Origin of the sequence: Neorhizobium phenanthreniclasticum, assembly GCF_040066075.1 — a bacterium.
Taxonomy (GTDB): Bacteria; Pseudomonadota; Alphaproteobacteria; order Rhizobiales; family Rhizobiaceae; genus Neorhizobium; species Neorhizobium petrolearium.
The window spans coordinates 145,092-166,884 of record NZ_JBEAAL010000012.1 but is presented as its reverse complement, the minus strand read 5'-3'; the positions used below and the strand labels follow the sequence as shown (position 1 = coordinate 166,884).

The following is a 21,793-nucleotide window of genomic DNA, read 5'->3' as shown; positions in this document are numbered from 1 at the left end:
CGAGAGTAACGTCGACATTGCGGAGTTCACGCTTCGCAGCCCTTCAAGGCAATCAGCTCCAGGCAATTCGATCGCAAGCCATGGCGCGCGCATCATGCCTCCACAAGCGGCAGGATGACCACATTGCGCGGGGGAATTTCGACCTGGCCGCCGTTATGTTCGTGGCCGATCGGCCAAACGGCCTTGCCGGAGCTGATGCTGCCATGGCGATCCGCCAGCGCCACGTCGGTGGCCTGTATCGTACGGGTCGGATTGACCAGCCATAAAAAGCTGCCTTTCTCGCCTTTGTGAATGCGGGCGAAGAGCGTCTTGTTGGAGAGTATCACATGACGCTCGCGGCCGCTCCATCCCAGGAGCTCGGCGAAGAAGGCCGCATTCGCCTTGCCGTTGCTGCGGTAATAGGCGACGGACGGGTTGGTGCCGATCAGGAGCGTACGCCCCTTGCCGAAATTGTTCTCGACAACGGCAAGGCGGCCGTCGGTGAAGTTGCCCCGGGCCGTACCGCCGTTGAGACGATAGGACTGCAGGAGGCCGCCGCCATCGACGGCAAGCTCGCCGAACTCGAAATGGATGCGATCGCCGATATCGGGCATGAATTCGACGGTTTCCTCCTGCGCGCCGAAGACGGCATCGAGGCCCATGTTCGGCTGCACTTGACCGACATGGCCGCGGTCACCGAAATAACCGGGGCAGGCTTCGGTGATCAACGTGCCGCCATTCTCAACCCAGGTTTTCAGCCGGTCGGCCTGTTCCGCGGTAAACATGATCGGGTAGGGGAAATAGAGAAAGTCGTAGGCACCGATATCGTCGATATGCACCCAATCCGGCTGCACACCATTGTCCAGAAATGCACGATACGCGCCCCACATGGCTTCCGGATAGGGTTTTTCCTTGCGGTCGTAATTGAGCAGATAGTCCCATTCCTGGGTCTCGCGCACGACCAGGATGCCGATTTCGCCGCGCACCGGCTTTGCGTCCCAGAGAACAGCCTGTGCCTGATCGTTCGCCCATTTCGCCATCGCGCTCTGCATGTCGGAACGCGGTGTGCGCGAGCCGTCCATACCGTAGGCGCCGAAGGCGCCGAAGAGCGGCCCATCGAGCAGCGGCCGCCACCGCAGGTTGAGAACACCGCGAGCGCCACCGGCAAGCGAGGTCATGCTCCAGATGCGGATATCCTCCGGTTCCGCCACCCGGCCGTCCTCCTTGTCGCGACCGATCACCTGCGGCTGTAGCCACAGCGGCCCGCCCTGACGCTCCGCATGCCAGAAGGTTTTTCCGCGGGCTGCGGCACGGTTGATATCGACGCCATACCAGGTCTTCCAGGGCTCGGTGCCCTTGCGGGCTTGAACCCACGTGAAGCCGTAGATCTCCACCTTGGAGGCGGCAAGCCAGTCGTCGCAACCATTCGCCGCCATGTTCGGGATCGCACCCGAAATGCCGTGGGCGGCGATAACATTCTTGCTGTCGACCGCCCGGATCGTATCGATGCGCCACTGCATCTGGTCATAGAAGTTATCGCGCTTGAACTGCAGCCAGTCGATGCATTCCGGATAGGGTGCCATGTGTACCGGAGGCTCAATGTCGTCCCATTCGGCATAGCTGTAGCGGTGCCAGACCTTTGCGAGCGCCTTCAACGAGCCATATTTCTTCTCCAGCCATTTGCGGAAAGTGGCCTTGGCATAGCTGCTGTAATCCACGTCCGCGGAATAATTGCATTCGTTCCAGACGTCGTAGCCGTAGATTGCCGGATGGTCCTTGTATCGGGTGGCGAGTGCCGTCAGGAAATTGCCAGCGGCCTCCTTCACCTCGGGGCAGTTCAGCGTCAGCGCACCGGCCCCCCCGCCATTGTTGGAGAAGCCCCCGGTCGCGGCCGAGACACCCATCCAGGAGCCGAGCTTCGTCCCGTCGGCGTTGACCTGCAGGGCATGAGAGAATTTGCGAACCGCCCAATCCGGCACCGCGTGGATGAGTTCGGCGATCACCGTCTTGAGGCCGTTCCTCGCCGCGAGATCGAGCTGCCGATCGTATTCCTCCCAGTCATAGACACCGGGCGCCACCTCGATCGCTCCCCACATGAACCAGTGGCGAAAGATGTTGAGCCCATCCTCGGCGGCGACACGGTAGTCGCGTTCCCAATGTTCCTGCGGCGGGTTCGACTTGCGGAAATAGACGGCGCCATAGGGAAATTGAATATCGTTTCTGAGCATTGTCCTGTCCTTCTTCAGTTCGGACACAGCTTCGCCGCCCGGAGAGGAGGCTCCGGCTGACGCAGGCGAAGATATCGTCCGGCAGTCCTAAAAAGCGTTGGTCTTAGCGCGGCCCTCCGGCGAGGAGTTCGAGCGTGCGGATGAGGGCGGAATGATCACGGTCGCCATCGCCGTTGGCGATCGCGGCATTCATGAGCTGCTGGGTCGCGGCGGTATTGGGCAGCGCGAGGTCGAGCGACCGGGCGGCATCGACGGCGAGCGTCATGTCCTTGCGGTGCAGACGGATGCGGAAGCCGGGCTCGAAGGTCTCCTTGACCATCCGCTCACCATGCACCTCGAGGATGCGGGAGGCTGCAAAGCCGCCCATCAGTGCGGCGCGGACCCTAGCCGGATCGGCGCCGGCGCGTTTGGCAAAGAGCAGCGCTTCGGAAACAGCCTCGATGGTCAGGCCGACGATGATCTGGTTGGCGACCTTGGCGGTCTGCCCGTCGCCGACGCCTCCGACCAGGGTGATGTTCTTGCCCATCTTCTCGAACAGCGACCGGGCCCGCTCGAAGGCCGCATCCTTGCCGCCGACCATGATGGTCAGCGACGCCGCCTTGGCTCCCACCTCGCCACCGGAAACCGGCGCGTCGAGATAATCGCAGTCGAGCGCTTCAACGCCTCTCGCAAAGCCCTTGGTCGCGACCGGCGAGATCGAGCTCATGTCGATGACGAGTTTGCCTGCGGAGAGGCCCGACGCCACGCCGTTTTCGCCGAAGAGCACCGCCTCGACATCCGGCGTATCGGGCAGCATCAGGATGATGATATCCGAGGCTTGAGCTACGGCCTTTGCACTGGCGGCCGCCTTGCCGCCCTTGGTGATGAGATGCTGGGAACCTTCCTTCACGCGGCTGAGATGCAGCGTGTGACCCGCGTCGATCAGGTGTTCCGCCATTGGGCGGCCCATGACGCCCAGTCCGATGAATCCGATATTCATGACAACCTCACTTCAGATAGGGCCTCATCCAGCCGAGGCCCTCGCTGGTGCCAGCCTTCGGTTTATATTCGCAGCCGACCCAGCCGTCGTAACCGAGGCGGTCGAGTTCCGAGAGGATGAAGCCGTAGTTGATCTCGCCCGTGCCGGGTTCGTTGCGACCGGGATTGTCGGCAATCTGCACATGGGCGATCTTCTCCTTCAGCCGTGTAAAGGTGGGGATCAGGTCGCCCTGCATGATCTGCATGTGGTAGAAGTCGTATTGGATAAAGAGGTTGTCGGAGCCGACCTTATCGAGGATGCGCTCGGCATGCTTCGTCGTCGACAGGAAGAAACCGGGAATGTCGCGCAGGTTGATCGGCTCGATCAAGAGCTTGACGCCGGCATCGGCGCAGCGCGGTACGGCATATTTCAGGTTCTCGACCAGCGTGTTTTCCAGCACGTCGGGGTCGGCATCTTTCGACACCAGACCTGAAATGACGTTAAGCTGCCGGCAACTGAGTGCCTTGGCATAATCGAGCGCCAGCGACACTCCATCGCGAAATTCCTGCACGCGGTCAGGCAGGCAGGCGATGCCGCGTTCGCCGCCGGCCCAATCGCCGGAGGGCACGTTGAAAAGCGCCTGTTCGAGACCGCTTGCCTTCAAGGCATTCGCGACTTTTTCCTTCGGCTCGACATAGGGGCCGAGATATTCGAGCGCTCCGAAACCGTCTTTCGCTGCGGCTGCAAAACGGTCGAGAAAGGGCAGGTCCTGATAGAGGAAGGAGAGATTGGCTGAGAATTTCGGCACTGGAACATCCTTATGAATTGACGGGTGCGACGAAACGCTGCCGGTGCATCATGCGCTTGTCGCGGGGATCGGGGTTAGGAACGGCAGAGATGAGGCTTTTTGTGTAAGCCTCCCGCGGCGCGGTGCAGACCTGCTCGGCCTCGCCAAGCTCGACAATCCTGCCGCGGTGCATGACGGCCACGCGGTCGCAGAAATAGCGCACCACGGAAATGTCGTGCGAGATGAAGATGAAGCTGAGGTTCAGCCGCCTGCGGATATCGAGCAGAAGGTCAAGGATCTGGCTGCGGATGGAGACGTCGAGCGCCGAGGTCGCCTCATCGGCGATGATGATGCGCGGTTCGAGCGCGAGCGCCCGAGCGATGCCGATGCGCTGCCGCTGGCCGCCGGAAAAAGCGTGCGGATAACGCTCCATGCCCATCGGGTCGAGTCCAACGAGGCGCATCAGCTCGGCAACGCGATCCTCCAGTTCCTTGCCCTTGGCAGGGCCGTTGACGATCAGCGGGTCGCCGATCACCTCCTTGACCGTCATGCGCGGATTGAGGGAGGCGAAGGGGTCCTGGAAGACAAGGCGGACCTCGCGATGAAAGTCCCGAAGTCCCTTCTTGCCAAGTCTGGTGACCTCGATTTCGCTGCCGTTCTTGTTGCGGTAGAAAACGGCGCCAGCTGTTGGCTCGACAATGCGCAGGATCAGCCTGCCGAGTGTGGTCTTGCCGGAACCGCTCTCCCCGACGATGCCGAGGGCCTCACCCGGATAGAGGTCGAAATTGGCGTCGTCGACGGCCCTGAGCGTATTGTTGCCCGCAAAGCCAAAAGTCTTGCCGAGATTGCGGACAGACAGAACCGGCAGCGGCGCTTCGGCCGACAGCATCACCGCCGGTTTCCCGACATTCGCCTGGCGAGTGAGCTTGACGGTCGAAGCGAGCAGTTGGCGGGTATAGGGATGGCCGGCCGCATGATAGATCGCATCGACGGTTCCATGTTCGACGATGCGGCCGAAACGCATGACGGCGACTTCATCCGCCACCTCGGCCACCACGCCCATATCGTGAGTGATGAGCAGCATGGCCATGCCGCGCCCGACCTGCAGGCGCTTGATGAGATCGAGAATTTCGGCCTGCGTGGTGACGTCGAGCGCGGTGGTCGGCTCATCGGCAATCAGGATGTCCGGATCGCCGGCAAGCGCCATGGCGATCATCGCGCGCTGGCGCATGCCGCCGGAAAACTCGAACGTATAACGGTCGGCCATCTTGTCCGGATTGGGGATTTCGACCTGGCGCAACAGATCGATCATCCGCTCGCGCGCAGCCTTCTTGCCGAGGTTGGTATGCAGGCGGATCGCTTCGACGATCTGCGAGCCGATCGTGTGGACCGGCGAAAGCGAGCTCATCGGCTCTTGAAAGACAAGGCCGATGCGCCGCCCGCGGATCGCGCGCATGGCGTTGCTGTCGGGAGAAAGCGTGGCAATGTCGGTGATTGCGTCGCCGCTCTTGAGCAGGATACGTCCGCCGACGATCCGGCCAGGACGGTCGATGATCTGCAGCAGCGAACGCGCCGTGACGCTTTTGCCGGAACCGCTTTCTCCGACAAGGCAGAGCGTCTGGCCGCGTTTCAGCTGGAAGCTCACCTTTTCCACCGCATGCAGAATATGGGTGCGCAAGCAGAAATCGACCGAGAGGTCCTCGACGGAAAGCACGACATCGTCAGGAAGAGTATTCATCGCTCCCTCCTCAATTGTCATAGGGATCGGCCGCATCGCGCAGGCCGTCGCCGAAGAAGTTGAAGGAAAGGACGGCCACAATAACCGCGAGCGACGGCCAGATCAGCAGCCAGGGTGCGGTCGCGACCGTACGGATGTTTTGGGCATCCTGCAGCAGCACGCCCCAGCTCACGACCGGCGGCTTCAGCCCGATGCCGAGGAAGGAGAGCGATGTCTCCGCGACGATCATGGTGGGCACGGCGAGCGTCACCACGGCGAGGATATGGCTCGTCAGCGACGGCAGGATATGGCGGAAGATTAGCCGCGCCTCGCTCGATCCGTCGAGCCTCGCGGCAGTGACGAAATCCTCGCTCCTGAGCGCCAGAAACCGTCCGCGCACCTCGCGCGCGAGACTGGTCCATCCGAGCAGCGAGACGATGATGGTGATGACGAAATAGACGCTGACCGGCGACCAGGTAAGCGGGATGGCCGCCGCCAGCCCCAGCCAGAGCGGGATGGTCGGCATGGCGCTGATCACTTCGATGATCCGCTGGATGACCGTATCGACCCAGCCGCCATAGAAACCGGAGATGGAGCCGAAGACCACGCCCAGAACCAGGGACACCGCGACGCCCACGAGGCCGATCGACATGGAGACACGCGTTCCGTAGATCAGTCGCGAGAAGACGTCGCGCCCGAGACGATCCGTACCGAGCAGGTACATGGGATCATTGGGGTTAAGCGGGCCGATCAGATGACGATCCATGGGGATTAGCCCCCATAGTTCATAGGCCGGGCCTTTGACGAAAAACCCGATCGGCACGACCTTGCTGTCATCAACGACGAATGTGCGCCTCAGGGCTACCTTTTCGATTTCGACCTTGTAACCCTTTACATGCGGATTGAACTCCGTACTGCCGTCCGGCCGCGCCACGAAGAGACTGATCCCTTGCGGCGGCGCGTAGGTATATTGCGGCTTCGACGTCGCAGGCAGGGCAGGGGCCAAGAACTCGGCGAACAGGCCGACCAGATAGAGGAAAAGGATGACGGCGCCAGCCGTCATTGCCACTTTCTGGCGGATCAGCTTGCCGGCGATCAGCTTCCAGGGTCCAACTGTGGCTGTCGAGACCGACTTGCCCTGCTTGAGCGGGCTGATCGAAGGCCCATCGACGACCATCAGCGCGGGTTCAACATGTTTCCCGAGAGTATCGTGTACGCCCATGCCGGCCTCCTCAGCTGAACCGGATGCGCGGATCGAGCAGCGCAAGCAGCAGATCCGAAAGCAGCATGCCGACAAGGGTGAGGGCGCTCAAAAGCAGGATGAAACTGCCCGCGAGATACATATCCTGTGAAACCAGCGCGCGGAAAAGAAGCGGCCCGGCCGTTGGAAGATTGAGCACGATCGCCGTGATCGTCACACCGGAAACGAGATGCGGCAGGACCCAGCCGATCGCCGAAACGAAAGGATTGAGCGCGATACGCACCGGATATTTGAGGATGACTTTGTATTCCGGCAACCCTTTGGCGCGGGCGGTGATGACATAGGGCTTGTGCAGCTCGTCAGTCAAGTTGGCGCGCAGGATGCGGATCAGCGCAGCCGTTCCCGAAGCGCCGATGATGATGATCGGAATCCATAGGTGCGCCAGGAAGTCGCCGGCCTTTGCGAAGCTCCAGGGCGCTTCGGCAAATTCTGGGGAGTTGAGGCCGCCGACGCTCTGGCCGAGATATTTATAGGCGACATACATCAGGATCAGCGCCAGGATGAAATTCGGAACCGCAAGGCCGATGAAGCCGAAGAAGGTAAAGATGTGATCGCCAACGGTATGACGCCGCACGGCCGAATAGATGCCGATCGGAAGTGCGACGACCCACACGAAAAGAAGGCTCAGCAGCGAGATCACCAGGGTCGATCCCATGCGAGCCCAGATGAGGTCGGCAACCGGCTGATTCCATTCGAAGGAGCGGCCGAAATCGCCGCGGCTGAGAATGCCCCATATCCATTTCAGATACTGGATATAGAACGGATCATCGAAACCGTAGATTTCCTTCAGCCGTTCGATCTCAACCGGATCGACCGCCTGGCCGCTGTCACTCATCGTGGCAATCATCGAGGTCAGATAGTCGCCCGGCGGCAACTGGATGATCAGGAACGAAATCAGCGACATGCCGAACAGGGTCGGGATCATGTAGAGCACGCGCTTGAAGATATAGCCAAGCATCGGAATGTTTCTCCTCCCGTTGAGAGCGTCGGACCGGCGCTTCCTCCGGATCTCTACCCCGCTACCGGCCCCTCCAGGCCGGCAGCGCTCTTCCGTTTCAGTCGATCATCTCACGTCCAGGTGAGATGCAGCACCTCCAGCCGCTCGATACCGGGTACTTCCACCTCGGCGCGTCCATTCCGGAGGCTGAAATCTGCGGCGCGGTCGGCGACAACGAGCCAAGCCTTGTCTACCGATTTGCCTTTCGGAATTTCCACGGAAACCGTCTGGCCCGCCAGAGGGTAATTTTCGCGGATCGGTCCCTTCATCATCATTGGATTGGTCAGGTTGAAGAGGCTGAGCGCGATGCCTTCGTCGTTTTCGCGTAGCGCCATGTCGATGACCCCAGGCCCTTCGATCACGACACGCGGCATCTTGCCGAGCGCCCACCGAACGGCGTTCGCGATCAGTCGTGCATGGTCCACGGCAAAGACCTCCCAGAAAATCTCGCCGATATTCCACGGAATATAGACCGCCCGCCCACCCCTGCCGGTTTCGCGGGCGATGACGGCGGCTCCTTCCGGTGCCTTGCGTGGATAGACTTCCTCCATAGGCAGGTCCGGGAAGTCGGGGATGTAGAGAAAGGGCGTCGCGGTGCTGGTGACCGGCTCGACATGGATGAGCCGCGTGCCGCCCATGATGCGGCTCGCTCCTTCATACCCTTCGCCGATCGGATGGTCTCCCGAAAGCGCCAGATAGGTATTCTTGACAATGCCGCGGGGGCCGGAGACGAATTTGACGCCGAAGACATCCGCAAGGCCGAATTCCGGCCGCATCTTGCCGTTCTCGTCGCGCAGCGAGGTTTCATAGGCGGCGATGATGCTGCCGCCACGCTCCACATAGGCGCGGATCGCCGCGTTCTGCGCGTCCGACAGGCAGGAGGCATTGGCGAGGATGATCACTCTGAAGCGATCGAGGTTGTCCTTAGTCAGAACCTGATCGGAGAGAAGCTCGAAGGGCAGACGGGCCTCTACCAGGGCGTGATAGAAGCCGAGATCGTGTTTTTCGGCACTATGCCGATCCTCCGGTGCCCAATGACGCAGCGTGGTCGAAGGATCGATCACGGCGATTTCGGCCGTGGGCTTCATGCTTTCCAGTACCGGCTCGACCGCGGCCTGCAAGTTGAATGAATCGGCGACCGGCTCCACCCAGCGTTTATCCGGCACTACGCCATTGAATTTCGTGAACCAGGCATAAAGGCCGTGAGTCGTGCCGTTGTTGATCCAGAGCTGGATTTCCTCCGGCGAAGTCACGGCATCCTTCCAGCGATATTCCTCCTCGGGACCGATCGAGGTAATGAGCATGACGGGACGGTCGGGAAAGGTCGCCCGGATGCGCTTGCCATTGCGGCCTGCCGACCAGCCGACTTCCAGCCCCTTGCGACCCTGGTGGTCGACGACGAGGAAGGGGCAATGCCTCGTGATGACGGAAAGGTCGAACTCCATCAGCGACGCCCCGCTCATGTTGGGAATGAAGCTCGCATGCGGCCGGATCGCCTTGATCGCGTCATCCCATTGCGCGATCACGCCCGTCAGGACGTGGCGGCGCCATTGCAGCCAGGCCTGCCAGGCCGGATCGTCCGCATCCGCCTTCCGAGGCAGGCCGTAGCCGAACATGTCCTTGAAACGACGTGCGCTGTCTTCGCTGTAATCGACGCCATGCCCCTGCCAGCGATTGGCGAAGATCGCGTCGATATCGTATTCGCGAATGATCTCCTTGACCACGTCCGGCATGAACACCGTGTTATAGTCGCCGTAGGCGTTGGTGACCCAGACATCCGGATAGGCCCAGTGTCGGCGGGGCGTGCCGTCGGCATTGACCATGACCCATTCCGGATGGGCTTTGGCGGCATCGTCGTGGATGGCGTGCGGATCGACACGGGCCATCACATGCATGTCGAGCTTGCGTGCCGCATCGACGAGAGCGCCGAAGATATCCTTGTCGCCCAGATATTTGCTGACGTAGTGATAAGGAACCCTGCTCGGGTAATAGGCGACGTAGCCACCGGCGCTGAGGCAGACGGCATTGGATTTCGTTCGCTTGAAGACATCGATCCAGAAGGCGGGGTCGTATTTTTCCGGATCGTCCTCGACGAAAGTGAGCTGGGTCCAGCGTGTCGCAGTCTTGTACCACTCCGGTGTCCTCAGCGTGTCTATGTTCTGTTTCCTGGCGTCGAGCATCGTCTTCATCCAATCATCGGCAAAGAGGTATCGCGGCGCCGACCGGCACGGCCGGCGCCCGAAACGCGTCATTCCGTCGAAGGCCGTCAGACCTTGTAGAATTGCTCCGGCATGGTGGGAGCGGGCGTCGGCCAACCGAAGGAACTCGGCATGGTCCGGGTAATGTTTTTCATGTTGTTCTTGACGATGCCGTAGCCGTCCGGCGGCTGAGAAATACCGAAGACGTAGAAGTTGTCCGCAGCACCCTGCAGGATCTGCTTCATGATCGCCTGCTGACCTGCAGGATCGGACGTCGCCTTCAGCTTGTCGTAAAGCTCAAGCTGCCTCTTCGTCTCCGGCGGCGGTTCCTCCGCACTGGCATTGTTGCGGTCGAGATACCAGAGCTGCCAGGCGGGGGCATACATGGCGTTGGAGTCCGTCGGCGCATAATAGCGTGGATCGAGCATGGCCGCGATGCCGCCATTGGCGCCGAACTGATGTGCGGTCGCGTCGAAATCGCGACCCTGACGGACGCGCGTCTCCCAAAGTGAACGATCCATGGTCCGCATCTGCGCATCGATGCCGACCGCCTGGAACATCGGGATCACCAGTTGGAAGAGATCGAGGAAGATCGCGCGCGCCTGGTCAATCTCGAAGATGATCGTCAGGCGCCGGCCTTTCTCGTCGAGGCGGAAGTTCTGGTCGTCGCGCTTCGGAATGATCTCGTCCAGCATGGCGTTCGCCTTCTCGACATCATACTCCGTGAACTGCTTGGCAAGCTGTTCGCTATACAGCGGGTCGTTCTCCTTGATGGAGGGTTGAGCAGGAGCTCCCTGGCCAACCAGCACGGCGTCGATCAGCGCCTGACGATCGAGAGCCATCGAGAGAGCCGCCCGGAAATTCCTGTTCCGGAAAAGCGCCCGCTTTGTCTCGTCGTTATGATTGAGGTTGAAGATGAAGTTCATGACGTTGGCCTCCGTCGAGGTCAGCGTGCAGAAATCATAGTCGCCCTGCTGGCGCGCATCGTAGAGCACCGACTTGTTGTTCGGTGTTGCGATATACTGGTCCATGTAGTCAATTTCGCCCTGCATGGCCTTCAAGAGTAGCACCTGCGGATCGGCGACCATCTGGTAGACGATGCGATCCATATAGGGCAGCTGGTTACCCTCGGTATCCACTTTCCAGTAATAGGGATTGCGCTCGGCAACCGCCCTTTCGGTGTTCTCGCCGGGTGCGATCGTGAACATCCAGGCGTTGAGGCACGGCTTCTTCGAGGAGTTCAGGAAAAAGGCATTGTCGTTCTGGAACCCGGAAACCGATTGAAAGGCGGCAATCCAGCTTTCGAAGCCGTGCTGTTTGGCAAGTTCGTCGGCCTTCGGATTGTAGTCGATATGGAACTGTTCGAGATAATGCTTGGGGCAGCGTGTCGTGTGATCGTTGTTGGCCCAGGCGACCTGCAGCGGGAACATACCGTTAGGTGCCTCGAAGATCACCTTGAAGGTCTGTTCATCGACCACTTCCAGCTTCGCCGGCTTGCCGGCGGTCTTCCAGTGGCCCTGGCTGGTGACCGCGACCCGCTTGTCGGTGAGCACGGTATCGTACCAGAACTTGACGTCCGCCGTCGTGTAAGGGTGTCCATCGGACCATTTCATGCCCTTGCGCAGCCGGATCGTGTAGACCGTGGCGTCCGCATTTGCCTCGAAGGCTTCCGCGACGTTCAAGGTCACCCCCGACCAGTCGGGTGTATAGCGCAGCAGAGGCTCATAAGCCTGATAGCGGAACAGCATGGAGAGCGAACCGCCTCCCACCAGGGCCATTCTCCAGTCACCGCCATATTTCCCGATGCTTTCGAACGGTTTGACGACAAGGGGGGTCTCAGGAAGCCTATCCGCAACAGACGGCAGGGCGCCGTTTGAAACCTTGTCCTTCAGAATGTCCGCTTCCTTGTAGGTAGCGGCGGCGACCGGCAAAGCCGGCAAAATCAGAGCGGCCGAACTTCCGGCCAGAAACGTACGACGTTTCAGCTTGATCATCGGTATCTCCTCCACAAAATCCTTGCCCCTGTTTTTCCTTCTCCCGGGCTTGGATAACGTGAGGTTTGCATTACAATATCGTTAGGTAAAGTGTTATGTTCCGTGTTTGGAAAATTTGTGTTTTACAACGCAGCCGTGTAGCGAGGCTGCGGCTGCAGAAGGATGCGGGAATGGAAAAGCGCGGACGCGTCACCTTACAGACGATTGCACGGGAAGTCGGCCTGTCGAAATACGCGGTATCGCGATCATTGTCCGGCAAGAGCGGTGTCAGCGATGAGACCCGCGAGCGCATCCGCGAAACGGCGCAGCGGCTGGGATATATCAAGCCGCTGAACAAGGTTGCGGCGAGCGAGGTCGCCATCGTTTTTCATGATCACGATCCCGTCAACAGCGAACTCTACATGCAGATCCAGAACGGGGTTCAATCCGAGGCCCATCGGTTGGGCATGGGTTTGCGAATGCGCTGGACGCACCACGCGAGCCAGCTTGAGGATCTGGCACACACCTGTGCCGGCCTGCTGCTCGTTGGACCGCATGCCCCTGAAGCGATTGCAGCCGCGACGGCGACCGGTATTCCGATCGTCCGTTTCGGCTGGATCGATCCCCTGGAAGACGCCGACCACGTTTCCGGCACCGACCATGAGGCGGGCCAGGCTGTAATGCAATACCTGTTTGGCCTCGGGCACCGATCGATCGCCTATGTCTACGGTACGCCCGGCTATCGCGGTCGCCGCGAGCGTTTCTATGGAGCGCGCGAGATTGCCGAACGTTACCCCGATGTCGCATTGCATGCCATGGAGTTCGACGAGCAAGGCGGCTTTGCCGGCGCCTATCGCGCGCTCAAGGAGAAGGGTATTCAGCCAACGGCGTTCTTCTGCGCCCATGACGGTCTCGCGCTGACTGTCGTGTCCGAACTTTTGGGGCAGGGCTACCGTATTCCCGATGATGTTTCCGTCGTCGGCTTCGGCGATTTTTCGGCTGCAACACAGATATCACCGCAATTGACGACAGTGCGAATGGAAGGCCAGGAATGCGGTGCCGTCGGCCTGAGGCTTCTGGTCGAGCGCATCGAACACCCGCGCCAGCCGGACATGCCCGCACGCCGCGTCAATATCGCATCGAGGATTGTCGAGCGTCGGTCCACCGGCCCGTGCAAGCAATTGACGAAGCATCACGACGACTTTGCGGCGGAGGAACGCGCGTAATTGCACTCGGCTCATCGGCGCGCATGGTCTCTCATATGGCCTTGGCCAGACTTCCGTCTCTGACGAGACGCGCACGCTTCGCTCCGCCCCAAAAGTACGTCGAGTGATCTTTCCAGAAACGGCGTGTTCTAAGGTACGAATTCGCATGATCAGTCATATTCTGACGATACACGCTGCATAGCCGACAGCTGTGATCGAAAGGTCCTTATCTTACCGTTTTGCACTTCCGCCATATATTCCAGATCATGAACATTCGACGGAAGACCATGCGGTGTTTGAGGTTCTGGCGGTTGATGGCCCGAACCATCCTCCTGCTGCTTGCCCTGCCGGTTTTTGGTCTGAGCGCGGCGCCGTCAACGGAACCCGCACATATAGCGATAGTGCTGAAGCTGAACGGCGCCATCGGTCCGGCGACGGCAGACTATGTCAGGCGCGGACTTCAGCGTGCCGATGAAGGTGGAGCGGGTTTGGTCGTCCTGCAGATGGACACGCCCGGCGGTCTTGACGCATCGATGCGCGACATCATTCGTGCGATCCTTGCCTCGCCCGTGCCGGTAGCAGGTTTCGTGGCCCCAAGCGGCGCGCGGGCTGCCAGCGCCGGCACGTATATTCTTTATGCAAGCCACATCGCAGCGATGGCGCCGGGCACCAATCTGGGGGCGGCAACACCGATTTCCCTCGGCGGAGGATTCGATCGTCGTCCGGAACCGGGCAACGATCGTCCGGACGACCCCAACGGCAAGCAGCGACAATCCCCGGATAACGCAAGCGAAGCAAAGGCCGTCAATGATGCGGTTGCCTATATTCGCGGTCTTGCGGAACTGCGCGGCCGCAATGCCGATTGGGCAGAACGTGCCGTACGCGAAGCTGCCAGCCTTTCATCGGTCGCCGCCCAGCGCGAACATGTCATCGATTTCACGGCGGCGACCGTGGAGGATCTCCTGGCGCAGGCTCAGGGTCGCGTCGTGCGTGTTGGCCAGACAGATATTCGACTTGAGACCGCAGGTCTCGCCATCCGTGATTTCGAGCCGGATTGGCGAACCAGGCTGCTTTCAGTGATAACCGATCCAAACATTGCACTCATCCTGATGATGGTTGGCATCTATGGTCTTATCTTCGAATTTCTCACTCCAGGAACATTTGTTCCCGGCACGATCGGAGGTATCAGCCTGCTTCTCGGCCTTTATGCGCTTGCATTGCTGCCGGTGAGTTATGCCGGTGTCGCGCTGATTGTCCTTGGTGCCGGGTTGACGGTAGCCGAGGCACATTCGCCATCCTTCGGTGCCCTCGGCATCGGCGGCGCTGTAGCGCTGGTACTGGGCGCGACCATCCTGTTCGATACGGATGTGCCCGGCCTGGAGATTTCTTGGTCGGTGCTGGGGGGCATAGCCATTGCCAGCATCGTCTTCAGCGTTATCGTTGCTCGCCTTGCATTCACCTCGCGCCGGCGTGACGTCGTCACCGGCACGGAGCAGATGGTCGGTATCGCCGGCAAGGTTGATAGCTGGAGTGATACCTCGGGTTATGTGATCGCGCATGGCGAGCGCTGGAAGGCAGTATCCACCGAACCGCTCGTCGCCGGCGATGGCGTCAAGATAACCGGTAGAACCGGGCTGACGCTCGAAGTCACCAGAATTGCGCAGGAACGCTAGGGGCTTCTGTAAAACAGGAGGAAATCATGGGTATGTTTACGGATATCGCCTTCTATCTCGTCATCGTCCTTCTTCTGCTGCTCCTCATCGGTTCCGCGATCAAGATCCTTCGGGAATATCAGCGCGGCGTCGTCTTCACGCTCGGCCGTTTCACCGGCGTCAAGGGACCGGGGTTGATCCTTCTCATTCCCTACGTGCAGCAGATGGTGCGCGTCGACCTGCGTACGCTGGTGCTCGATGTTCCCAGTCAGGACGTCATCTCTCGCGACAACGTTTCCGTCCGGGTCAATGCCGTGATCTATTTCAGGGTCATCGACCCCGAGAAGGCGACCATCCAGGTCGAGGACTTCATGATGGCGACGAGCCAACTGGCCCAGACGACCTTACGCTCGGTGCTTGGCAAGCACGATCTCGATGAAATGCTGGCCGAACGCGACAAGCTCAACAACGACATCCAGGAGATCCTCGACATTCACACCGATGCCTGGGGCATCAAGGTCGCGAATGTCGAGATCAAACATGTCGACATCAATGAATCCATGATCCGTGCAATCGCCCGCCAGGCGGAAGCCGAACGTGAACGGCGAGCCAAGGTGATCAATGCCGAGGGTGAACAACAGGCCGCGGCGAAGCTGCTTGAAGCGGCCGAAATCCTGGCAAGACAGCCCGAGGCGATGCAACTCCGCTATCTCAACACGTTGAACGTCATTGCAGGCGAACAGAATTCGACGATCGTCTTTCCGTTCCCGATCGATCTCGGCAATCTCCTCCCGCTCAAGACGGGGAAATCGCCGGAATAATTCAAGGATAACGTGACAGCCTCTCCCATCAGGTCGTCGCGCGGACAATCAATTCAGGCTCGATCAACTGAGTTTCCGCGGGAAGCCGCGCCTCCTTGTTTTCCAGACGATGAAGGATGCGTGCAACGCCGATTCGACTGATTTCATCGGCTGCATAGTTCACGGTCGTCAGCGGCAAAACGCTGAATTCCGAGACTTCCGTATTGTCGTATCCGGCGATCGCCATTTGGCCGGGAACCGAAATCCCGTTTTCGCCGCACCAGCGCAACGCCCCGGTAGCCAATGCGTCGGTTGAGGCGACAAGCGCAGTGGGCTTGTTGGGGTCGGCCATCACGGCAGGCATCACCCGGTAGCCTTGGGTAGCTGAAGTTCCCTTGGTATTGTGAACAATGAGCGTATTGGCCGGAAGCCCGGCCTGACGGATTGCGTTGCGGATTCCGCGGCGTTTGTCGTCATTCCCGGACATGAAGCCGCCGTCCAGCATGGCGATCCGGCGGTGACCGAGCCCGAGAAGATGGCAAGCGACCTTGTAGGCACCTGCCATATCGTCGATTGCCACCGTATCGAGGCCCGATCCGCGCAGTTCGGCTAGCAGCAAAACAGGTGTCCCGGCCTCAGCGACGGCGACGATATGATCGAATTTTCGATGATGAGCGGGATATACCAGAATTCCGTCCACCTGATAGGACTGGAAACGCAGAAGCGCCCGTTTCTCACTTTCGACGTTGGTGTCGCTTGCCGCGAACATCATCCCGTAGCCGGCTTTGGTCAGTTCCCGCTCGATCGTGCGGGCAGCCAAGGTCAGCGTAGGGTTCATGATGTCCGTCAATACCAACCCGATAGTCCGCGTCGCATTGTTGGCCAGCGAGCGGGCGATATGGTTGGGAAAATAGTTGAGTTCCTCCGCCACCTTAAGGATCAGGTCCCGGGTCGACTCCGGCAGGCGGGGACTGCCCCGCAGGGCCAGCGATACCGTATTTTCTGAAAAACCCGTAGCTTTGGCCACATCCTTCAGCTTGGTTTTGGGTTTTGGTTTCACGAGGCCCTTTTCCATGGAAGTGACTTTTCTAGCCTGCCTGTGCCGGCATTCCGTCTTCCAGATGCAAGAGACAGATTGCCGAATTCAAGCGCCAATCACCAGTCGGCAACGCGGTCACGGCCGGTAAACTGAGCGCTCTTATCTGTATATTCAAACAGTTCGATCCTCACTCCGTTGGGATCCCTTATCCACGCCTGATAGGTGTCGTCGCACGCGTACTTCTTGTTGGTGATATCGATACCCTTTGATTTGATATGCGCGATTGCCTCGTCGAGATTTTCGACCTCGAGGCAGAAATGGGTGATCTGGTTCGTGTCGCTATATGAGGTTCCATCCTTCTGGAAAACCTCGACATGGCTCCTGCCGCCGCAATTGAGATAGAAGCCGAAAATCCTGCCGTCACGCAGGAAGTTGAACTGCGTGTCGAGTCCCAGAACATCCTCGTAAAACGCGCGGGTCTTATCCAGGTCGTGAGCAAAGATGCAGACATGAGCGATCTGTTTTACCTTGATCATGAAAATCCTCCCGGCCAATATTGTCGGCCTCGTTTTGCGGTTTTCGACGGTTGCTAATAGACAGTCAGGACGTGGGGCTCACCGCCGGCGACCAGTGCTCTTTCAGCTTCGTACTGGATGCAGTTCGGCGCCATTTCCTGGATTTCGATGCGATTCCCGTCCGGGTCTTCGATCCACATGCCCCAATTGCCGTCGACACCGCGTGTTTCCTTGCGGGGACGGAGAAGCTTGATGCCGGCTTCCGCAAGGTCCCTTTCGGCCCGATCGGCATTGGCGACCGTGAGGCAGAAGTGGTTCAAGCCGGTTTTCTCATTGGCCGGAGCAGGGGTGCCATCTCCTCCAGGGAATAGTTCAAGATAAAGATTGTCGTTGATGCGGTGATAGACGATCCAGGGTCTGCCCTCCGCATCGAGCAGGCGGAGCATTTCGGGAAATCCAATCCTGTTGTAGAATGCCACCGACCTATCGAGATCGTTGACCTTGAAGGCAATGTGGCCAAGCGTCGTGAAGATACCCATCTTCTCCTCCAGATATGGCCGGTGTCTTGCCCGGCCTCCTCTTTAAATCAGTCCCACGCCGGACCCCATTCCGGGTTGATGTAACGCCTGCCGCAATCGAGACCTGCGATCGCCTCAAGGTCTTGTGCGTCGAGCTTCACGGATTTGGCAGCGAGGTTCGATTGCTGGCGGGCGCGTGAGCCCGATTTCGGTATGATGATCGAGCCCCTGTTGAGCAGAAAGGCGAGCGCGACCTGGCTTGCGGCAACGCCATGTTTTTGCGCAACGGCATTCAGAACGGCGTCGTCTGAAACGTTGCCGCCTGCCAACGGCATGTAAGCGGTGACCCGTATGTTCGCCGACATGCAGTGATCTTCCAGAACGCGGTTCTGCAGATAGACGTGCTGTTCGAACTGGTTGGTCGCCAGGCGATTCTCACCTATTTCGGCGAGTGCCTCATCGAGATGTCTGCGCGTGAAATTCGAAACGCCAATCAACTTGCACAGACCTTCGTCCTGCGCTCTCGCCAGGTCTCCGATATAAGAGCGCACGCTCACCTCGTCGTAAGGTGCGGGCCAGTGGATGAGCACAAGATCGGCGTGATCAAGCCCCATAAGGATGAGGCTTTCCCGAATGCTCTGCCGAATGCGTCCGAGGTTCTTGGCGGTGATTTTCGTCGTAATGAAAAATGAACCCCTCGGCAGTTCCGATCCGCGGACAGCCTGTCCGGCATTTTCCTCCGTGCCGTAGGTTTGCGCGGTATCAAGATGCCGGTATCCGAGCAAAATTGCCGATTTCATTGAGGAAAGGCCGTCGTTTCCGGTCAGCCCGTATGTACCAAGCCCCACCGCCGGTATCTGGTCCCCAAGCATCGCCTTCCTCCCCGGCCTCTTTTCCGTGATGGCTTCCCGGCATCAACAAGGCCATTGACGTTTGGCAATGCTTACCTTTATATTAGCGCTAATACAAGATCTGTTTGCGATCATTTGCGAATACCCTTCGCAAGCGACCACGGCGGGTCGGGGAGGAACAGATGGCAATTCGGTGGAGCTGGGCATCGCCCAGGATTGCGCTTATTCCCGCACTGACGACGACCGCCGTTGCGTTTCTCGGCGCGATTCTCTGGACGATCTGGATTTCGTTCACGCGCTCGCGGCGGTTCCCCGAATATACGATCGATCTCAGTTCCTGGAGCAGACAGTATGAACGGCTGTTCAATGACAGTTCCTGGACCACGGCGCTCGGAAATATCCTTGTTCTCGCAATCGGAAATGCGCTGGCAATTCTCTTCGGCTTCATACTTGCCGCGATGATCGAGCGGGAAAAGCGAGGGGAGGGGTTTTTCCGGACGATATTTCTCTATCCGCTGGCGCTTTCTCTCATCGTGACAGGCATTGCCTGGCGATGGATTTTCAATCCGGATCTCGGCGTCCAGAATTTCCTGCGGGGGCTCGGCTGGGAAAGCGCAAATTTCAACTGGCTCGCGGACACGCGGACAGCCATGTACGGAATCATTCTTGCCTCCATCTGGCACGGTCTCGGCTTCTACATGGCACTGATGCTGGCGGGATTGAAATCGATCAATTCCGAGATATGGAGCGCAGCAAGGCTCGATGGCGTGAGTCTCTGGAAATTCTACACAGAGATCATCATTCCCATGATGAAGTTCACCTTTCTGACCTGCGCGATCCTGTTGTCTCTTGGTGTCGTCAAGACCTATGACATCGTCCTTGCGATGACCAATGGCGGGCCCGGCACATCAACCTGGACACCGGCCTATTTCGTGGTCAATTCGTTCGGCGCACGCGGCAATATCGGCTACGCCTCCGCTGCGGCCGTCATCATGCTTCTCATGACGGCGGCACTTTTCCTGCCTCTCATGCTCGTGACAGCCTGGCAGGCCCGCCGGCGGGAGGAGCGTGCATAATGACAGCTACCATCGAAGCCACGGCATTTGCCGCTGACCGGGTCAAGGTCAAACGGCGCCGGAGACGGATCCGGGGATCGAGCATCGCCATCCTCGTCTTCCTGACCATGTGCGCGGCCTTTGTGTCGGTTCCGCTCTATGTCGTGATCATGACCTCGTTCAAGACGATGGACCAGATCGCGCAGGGGCAGATCTTCTCGCTTCCGACGGAATGGACGCTGGAACCCTGGCGTTACGCGTGGTCGCAGACGTGTGCGGGCATGACCTGCAATGGGGTGAGCGCCGGCTTCTGGACGTCGCTCAAGATATTGTTTCCGAGCCTGTTGCTGTCGATCGGCGTTTCGTCGGTGACGGGTTATGCGCTGGCGCTCTGGAAGATCAACTGGGCGGGAACCTTCCTTTTCATTCTGTTCCTCTGCGCCTTCGTCCCCTTTCAGATCATCATGATCCCGCTTGTGGTACTCGTCTCCTCGCTCGGGATCTTCGGCACGATCTGGGCGGTTGCGGTTGTCCACGCCATCCTGTCGATGCCGTTGCTGACGCTGATTTTCCGGAATTTCTACAAGGACATTCCAGACGAGATCATCAAGGCGGCGATCATGGATTGCGGCTCCTTCTGGAAGATATTCCTGGAAATCATACTGCCGATGTCGGCAAACATCATGATCGTCGTGCTCATCCTGATGATTACCAGCGTGTGGAACGATTATCTGATCGGGCTTACCTTCGGTGGCGTCGGCACACAACCGATGACCGTCATCCTCGCCAATACCGTGATCACCTCGTTCGGCGAGGTTCGTTACAACGTGAACATGGCCGCAGCACTTCTGACCGCCATCCCTCCGCTCGTCGTCTATTTCGGGCTTGGCAAGTTCTTCGTTGAGGGCATCACCGCCGGAGCAATCAAGGGATAGTCCATGCCTGACGTCGAGTTTCGCAATATTGTCAAGCGTTTCGGCAGCCTGACCGTGCTTGAGAACCTGAATCTCAAGATTGCCGATGGCGAGTTTCTGGTGCTTCTCGGACCTTCGGGATGCGGCAAGACCACGCTGTTGAACATGCTCGCCGGCCTGCAGGAAACTTCGGACGGCACGATTGCGATCGGTGACCGGGATGTGACCGATCTCGATCCGAAGGATCGTGGTCTGGCAATGGTGTTCCAGTCCTACGCCCTCTATCCGACCAAGACCGTGAAGGGAAACCTGCTGTTCGGTCTTTCTGCTCAAAAGCTCGACAAGGCCGAAATGCAGCGACGTGTCGAATGGGCGTCAAAGCTTCTGCAGATAGATGCTCTGCTGGACCGCAAGCCGGCGCAGCTCTCCGGGGGGCAGCGCCAACGCGTCGCCATCGGCCGGGCGCTGGTGAAGAATGTCGATGTCTTCCTGTTCGACGAGCCGCTCTCGAACCTCGACGCGAAGCTCAGGACTGAAATGCGTCTCGAGATAAAACGCCTGCACAATGAACTGAAGAAGACGATCGTGTTCGTCACGCATGACCAGATCGAGGCAATGACAATGGCGACGCGGATCGCCGTCATGAATGGCGGTGTCATCCAGCAGATCGGAACGCCCGACGAAATCTATGAACGGCCGAAAAACCTCTTCGTCGCCTCGTTCATAGGTTCACCGGCGATGAACATGGTCCCCGCGACGGTCGTCGCCAATGGAGGCGCGTGTGTTGCCCGGCACGAGCCGTCAGGCGTCCCCCTTCATCTCTCGCGCTATCAATTCGAGCACCAGCCCAAAACGGGGCAGAACGTCATCGCCGGCATGCGGCCGGAGCATTTTTCCGTTGGGGAGATGCCTGAAGAGGCATGTGGCGCATATTTCGAATTGCCCGTCCGCTACACGGAAAAAACCGGAAGCGACGTAACTGCCTTTCTTGAAAGCGGCGGCGGACTGATCGCCGTCCGTTTCGATTCCAAGCATTACCACGTACCGGCAGCGGGCGAACGTCTTCGGGTCAGCTATCCGGCTGACAAGTTCGATCTGTTCGACCCGAAGACGGAAGTGCGAATCTAGGCCGGACGGCCTGATGAC

Annotated in this window: 18 protein-coding genes; 6 read left to right on the top strand and 12 right to left on the bottom strand. The window is 59.3% G+C overall.

All coding sequences use genetic code 11. The annotated features are described in order from the left end of the window. Window positions 1-92: 92 nt before the first annotated feature. The 8 genes from ABK249_RS17440 to ABK249_RS17405 all read right to left on the bottom strand — a co-directional run bounded on the left by ABK249_RS17440 (window position 93) and on the right by ABK249_RS17405 (window position 12,119). Window positions 93-2,207 (bottom strand): beta-galactosidase, encoded by a 2,115-nt coding sequence (locus ABK249_RS17440; protein ID WP_348863481.1) that lies wholly within the window; start codon window positions 2,205-2,207, stop codon window positions 93-95. 103 nt (window positions 2,208-2,310) lie between these two features. Beyond that, window positions 2,311-3,186: a 2-hydroxy-3-oxopropionate reductase gene (locus tag ABK249_RS17435; RefSeq protein WP_227705421.1), complete on the bottom strand. Its 876-nt coding sequence runs from the start codon at window positions 3,184-3,186 to the stop codon at window positions 2,311-2,313. A gap of 7 nt (window positions 3,187-3,193) precedes the next feature. Continuing rightward, the gene (gene otnI, locus ABK249_RS17430; protein ID WP_037145852.1) at window positions 3,194-3,973 is read right to left on the bottom strand and encodes a 2-oxo-tetronate isomerase; all 780 of its coding nucleotides are present in this window, start codon (window positions 3,971-3,973) and stop codon (window positions 3,194-3,196) included. Window positions 3,974-3,983: 10 nt separating this feature from the next. Then, complete coding sequence (locus tag ABK249_RS17425; RefSeq protein ID WP_037145848.1) at window positions 3,984-5,690, bottom strand: ABC transporter ATP-binding protein; 1,707 nt, start codon at window positions 5,688-5,690, stop codon at window positions 3,984-3,986. A gap of 10 nt (window positions 5,691-5,700) precedes the next feature. Next, on the bottom strand, window positions 5,701-6,891 hold the full coding sequence (locus tag ABK249_RS17420; protein ID WP_348863480.1) for an ABC transporter permease: 1,191 nt from the start codon (window positions 6,889-6,891) through the stop codon (window positions 5,701-5,703). A gap of 10 nt (window positions 6,892-6,901) precedes the next feature. Next, window positions 6,902-7,888, bottom strand: coding sequence for an ABC transporter permease (locus ABK249_RS17415; RefSeq protein ID WP_348863479.1), 987 nt, complete (start codon window positions 7,886-7,888; stop codon window positions 6,902-6,904). A 110-nt stretch (window positions 7,889-7,998) separates the two neighbouring features. Next, the gene (locus ABK249_RS17410) at window positions 7,999-10,107 is read right to left on the bottom strand and encodes an alpha-amylase family protein (protein ID WP_348863503.1); all 2,109 of its coding nucleotides are present in this window, start codon (window positions 10,105-10,107) and stop codon (window positions 7,999-8,001) included. 86 nt (window positions 10,108-10,193) lie between these two features. Further along, the gene (locus ABK249_RS17405; protein ID WP_348863478.1) at window positions 10,194-12,119 is read right to left on the bottom strand and encodes an ABC transporter substrate-binding protein; all 1,926 of its coding nucleotides are present in this window, start codon (window positions 12,117-12,119) and stop codon (window positions 10,194-10,196) included. Between the two features lie 170 nt (window positions 12,120-12,289). Here ABK249_RS17405 and ABK249_RS17400 point away from each other — a divergent pair, with 170 nt between their 5' ends. The 3 genes from ABK249_RS17400 to ABK249_RS17390 all read left to right on the top strand — a co-directional run bounded on the left by ABK249_RS17400 (window position 12,290) and on the right by ABK249_RS17390 (window position 15,776). Continuing rightward, window positions 12,290-13,324 carry a LacI family DNA-binding transcriptional regulator gene (locus tag ABK249_RS17400; RefSeq protein WP_037145840.1) on the top strand — a complete coding sequence of 345 codons (1,035 nt, stop codon included), beginning with the start codon at window positions 12,290-12,292 and terminating at the stop codon, window positions 13,322-13,324. 293 nt (window positions 13,325-13,617) lie between these two features. Beyond that, window positions 13,618-14,976 carry an NfeD family protein gene (locus ABK249_RS17395; protein ID WP_348863477.1) on the top strand — a complete coding sequence of 453 codons (1,359 nt, stop codon included), beginning with the start codon at window positions 13,618-13,620 and terminating at the stop codon, window positions 14,974-14,976. Between the two features lie 26 nt (window positions 14,977-15,002). Beyond that, window positions 15,003-15,776 (top strand): slipin family protein, encoded by a 774-nt coding sequence (locus ABK249_RS17390; RefSeq protein WP_348863476.1) that lies wholly within the window; start codon window positions 15,003-15,005, stop codon window positions 15,774-15,776. Window positions 15,777-15,804: 28 nt separating this feature from the next. Here ABK249_RS17390 and ABK249_RS17385 read toward each other — a convergent pair whose 3' ends face one another. The 4 genes from ABK249_RS17385 to ABK249_RS17370 form a co-directional block, all read right to left on the bottom strand. Further along, on the bottom strand, window positions 15,805-16,830 hold the full coding sequence (locus tag ABK249_RS17385; RefSeq protein ID WP_348863475.1) for a LacI family DNA-binding transcriptional regulator: 1,026 nt from the start codon (window positions 16,828-16,830) through the stop codon (window positions 15,805-15,807). Between the two features lie 80 nt (window positions 16,831-16,910). After that, window positions 16,911-17,330 (bottom strand): VOC family protein, encoded by a 420-nt coding sequence (locus ABK249_RS17380; protein WP_037145834.1) that lies wholly within the window; start codon window positions 17,328-17,330, stop codon window positions 16,911-16,913. Between the two features lie 53 nt (window positions 17,331-17,383). After that, the gene (locus ABK249_RS17375; RefSeq protein WP_348863474.1) at window positions 17,384-17,848 is read right to left on the bottom strand and encodes a VOC family protein; all 465 of its coding nucleotides are present in this window, start codon (window positions 17,846-17,848) and stop codon (window positions 17,384-17,386) included. Between the two features lie 47 nt (window positions 17,849-17,895). Next, complete coding sequence (locus ABK249_RS17370; protein WP_348863473.1) at window positions 17,896-18,699, bottom strand: aldo/keto reductase; 804 nt, start codon at window positions 18,697-18,699, stop codon at window positions 17,896-17,898. A gap of 161 nt (window positions 18,700-18,860) precedes the next feature. Between ABK249_RS17370 and ABK249_RS17365 the strand changes: the two genes are divergently transcribed. From ABK249_RS17365 to ABK249_RS17355, 3 genes are read left to right on the top strand one after another with little or no spacing between them, the layout of a single operon-like run. Further along, window positions 18,861-19,754, top strand: a complete 894-nt coding sequence (locus tag ABK249_RS17365) for a carbohydrate ABC transporter permease (protein ID WP_037145829.1) — start codon at window positions 18,861-18,863, stop codon at window positions 19,752-19,754. Next, complete coding sequence (locus ABK249_RS17360) at window positions 19,754-20,668, top strand: carbohydrate ABC transporter permease (protein WP_037145827.1); 915 nt, start codon at window positions 19,754-19,756, stop codon at window positions 20,666-20,668. The genes ABK249_RS17365 and ABK249_RS17360 overlap by 1 nt, the downstream gene beginning before the upstream one ends. Before the next feature lie 3 nt (window positions 20,669-20,671). Next, a complete protein-coding gene (locus ABK249_RS17355) occupies window positions 20,672-21,775 on the top strand; it encodes an ABC transporter ATP-binding protein (protein ID WP_227705409.1) in 1,104 nt (367 codons plus the stop codon). The last annotated feature ends 18 nt before the right edge of the window (window positions 21,776-21,793 follow it).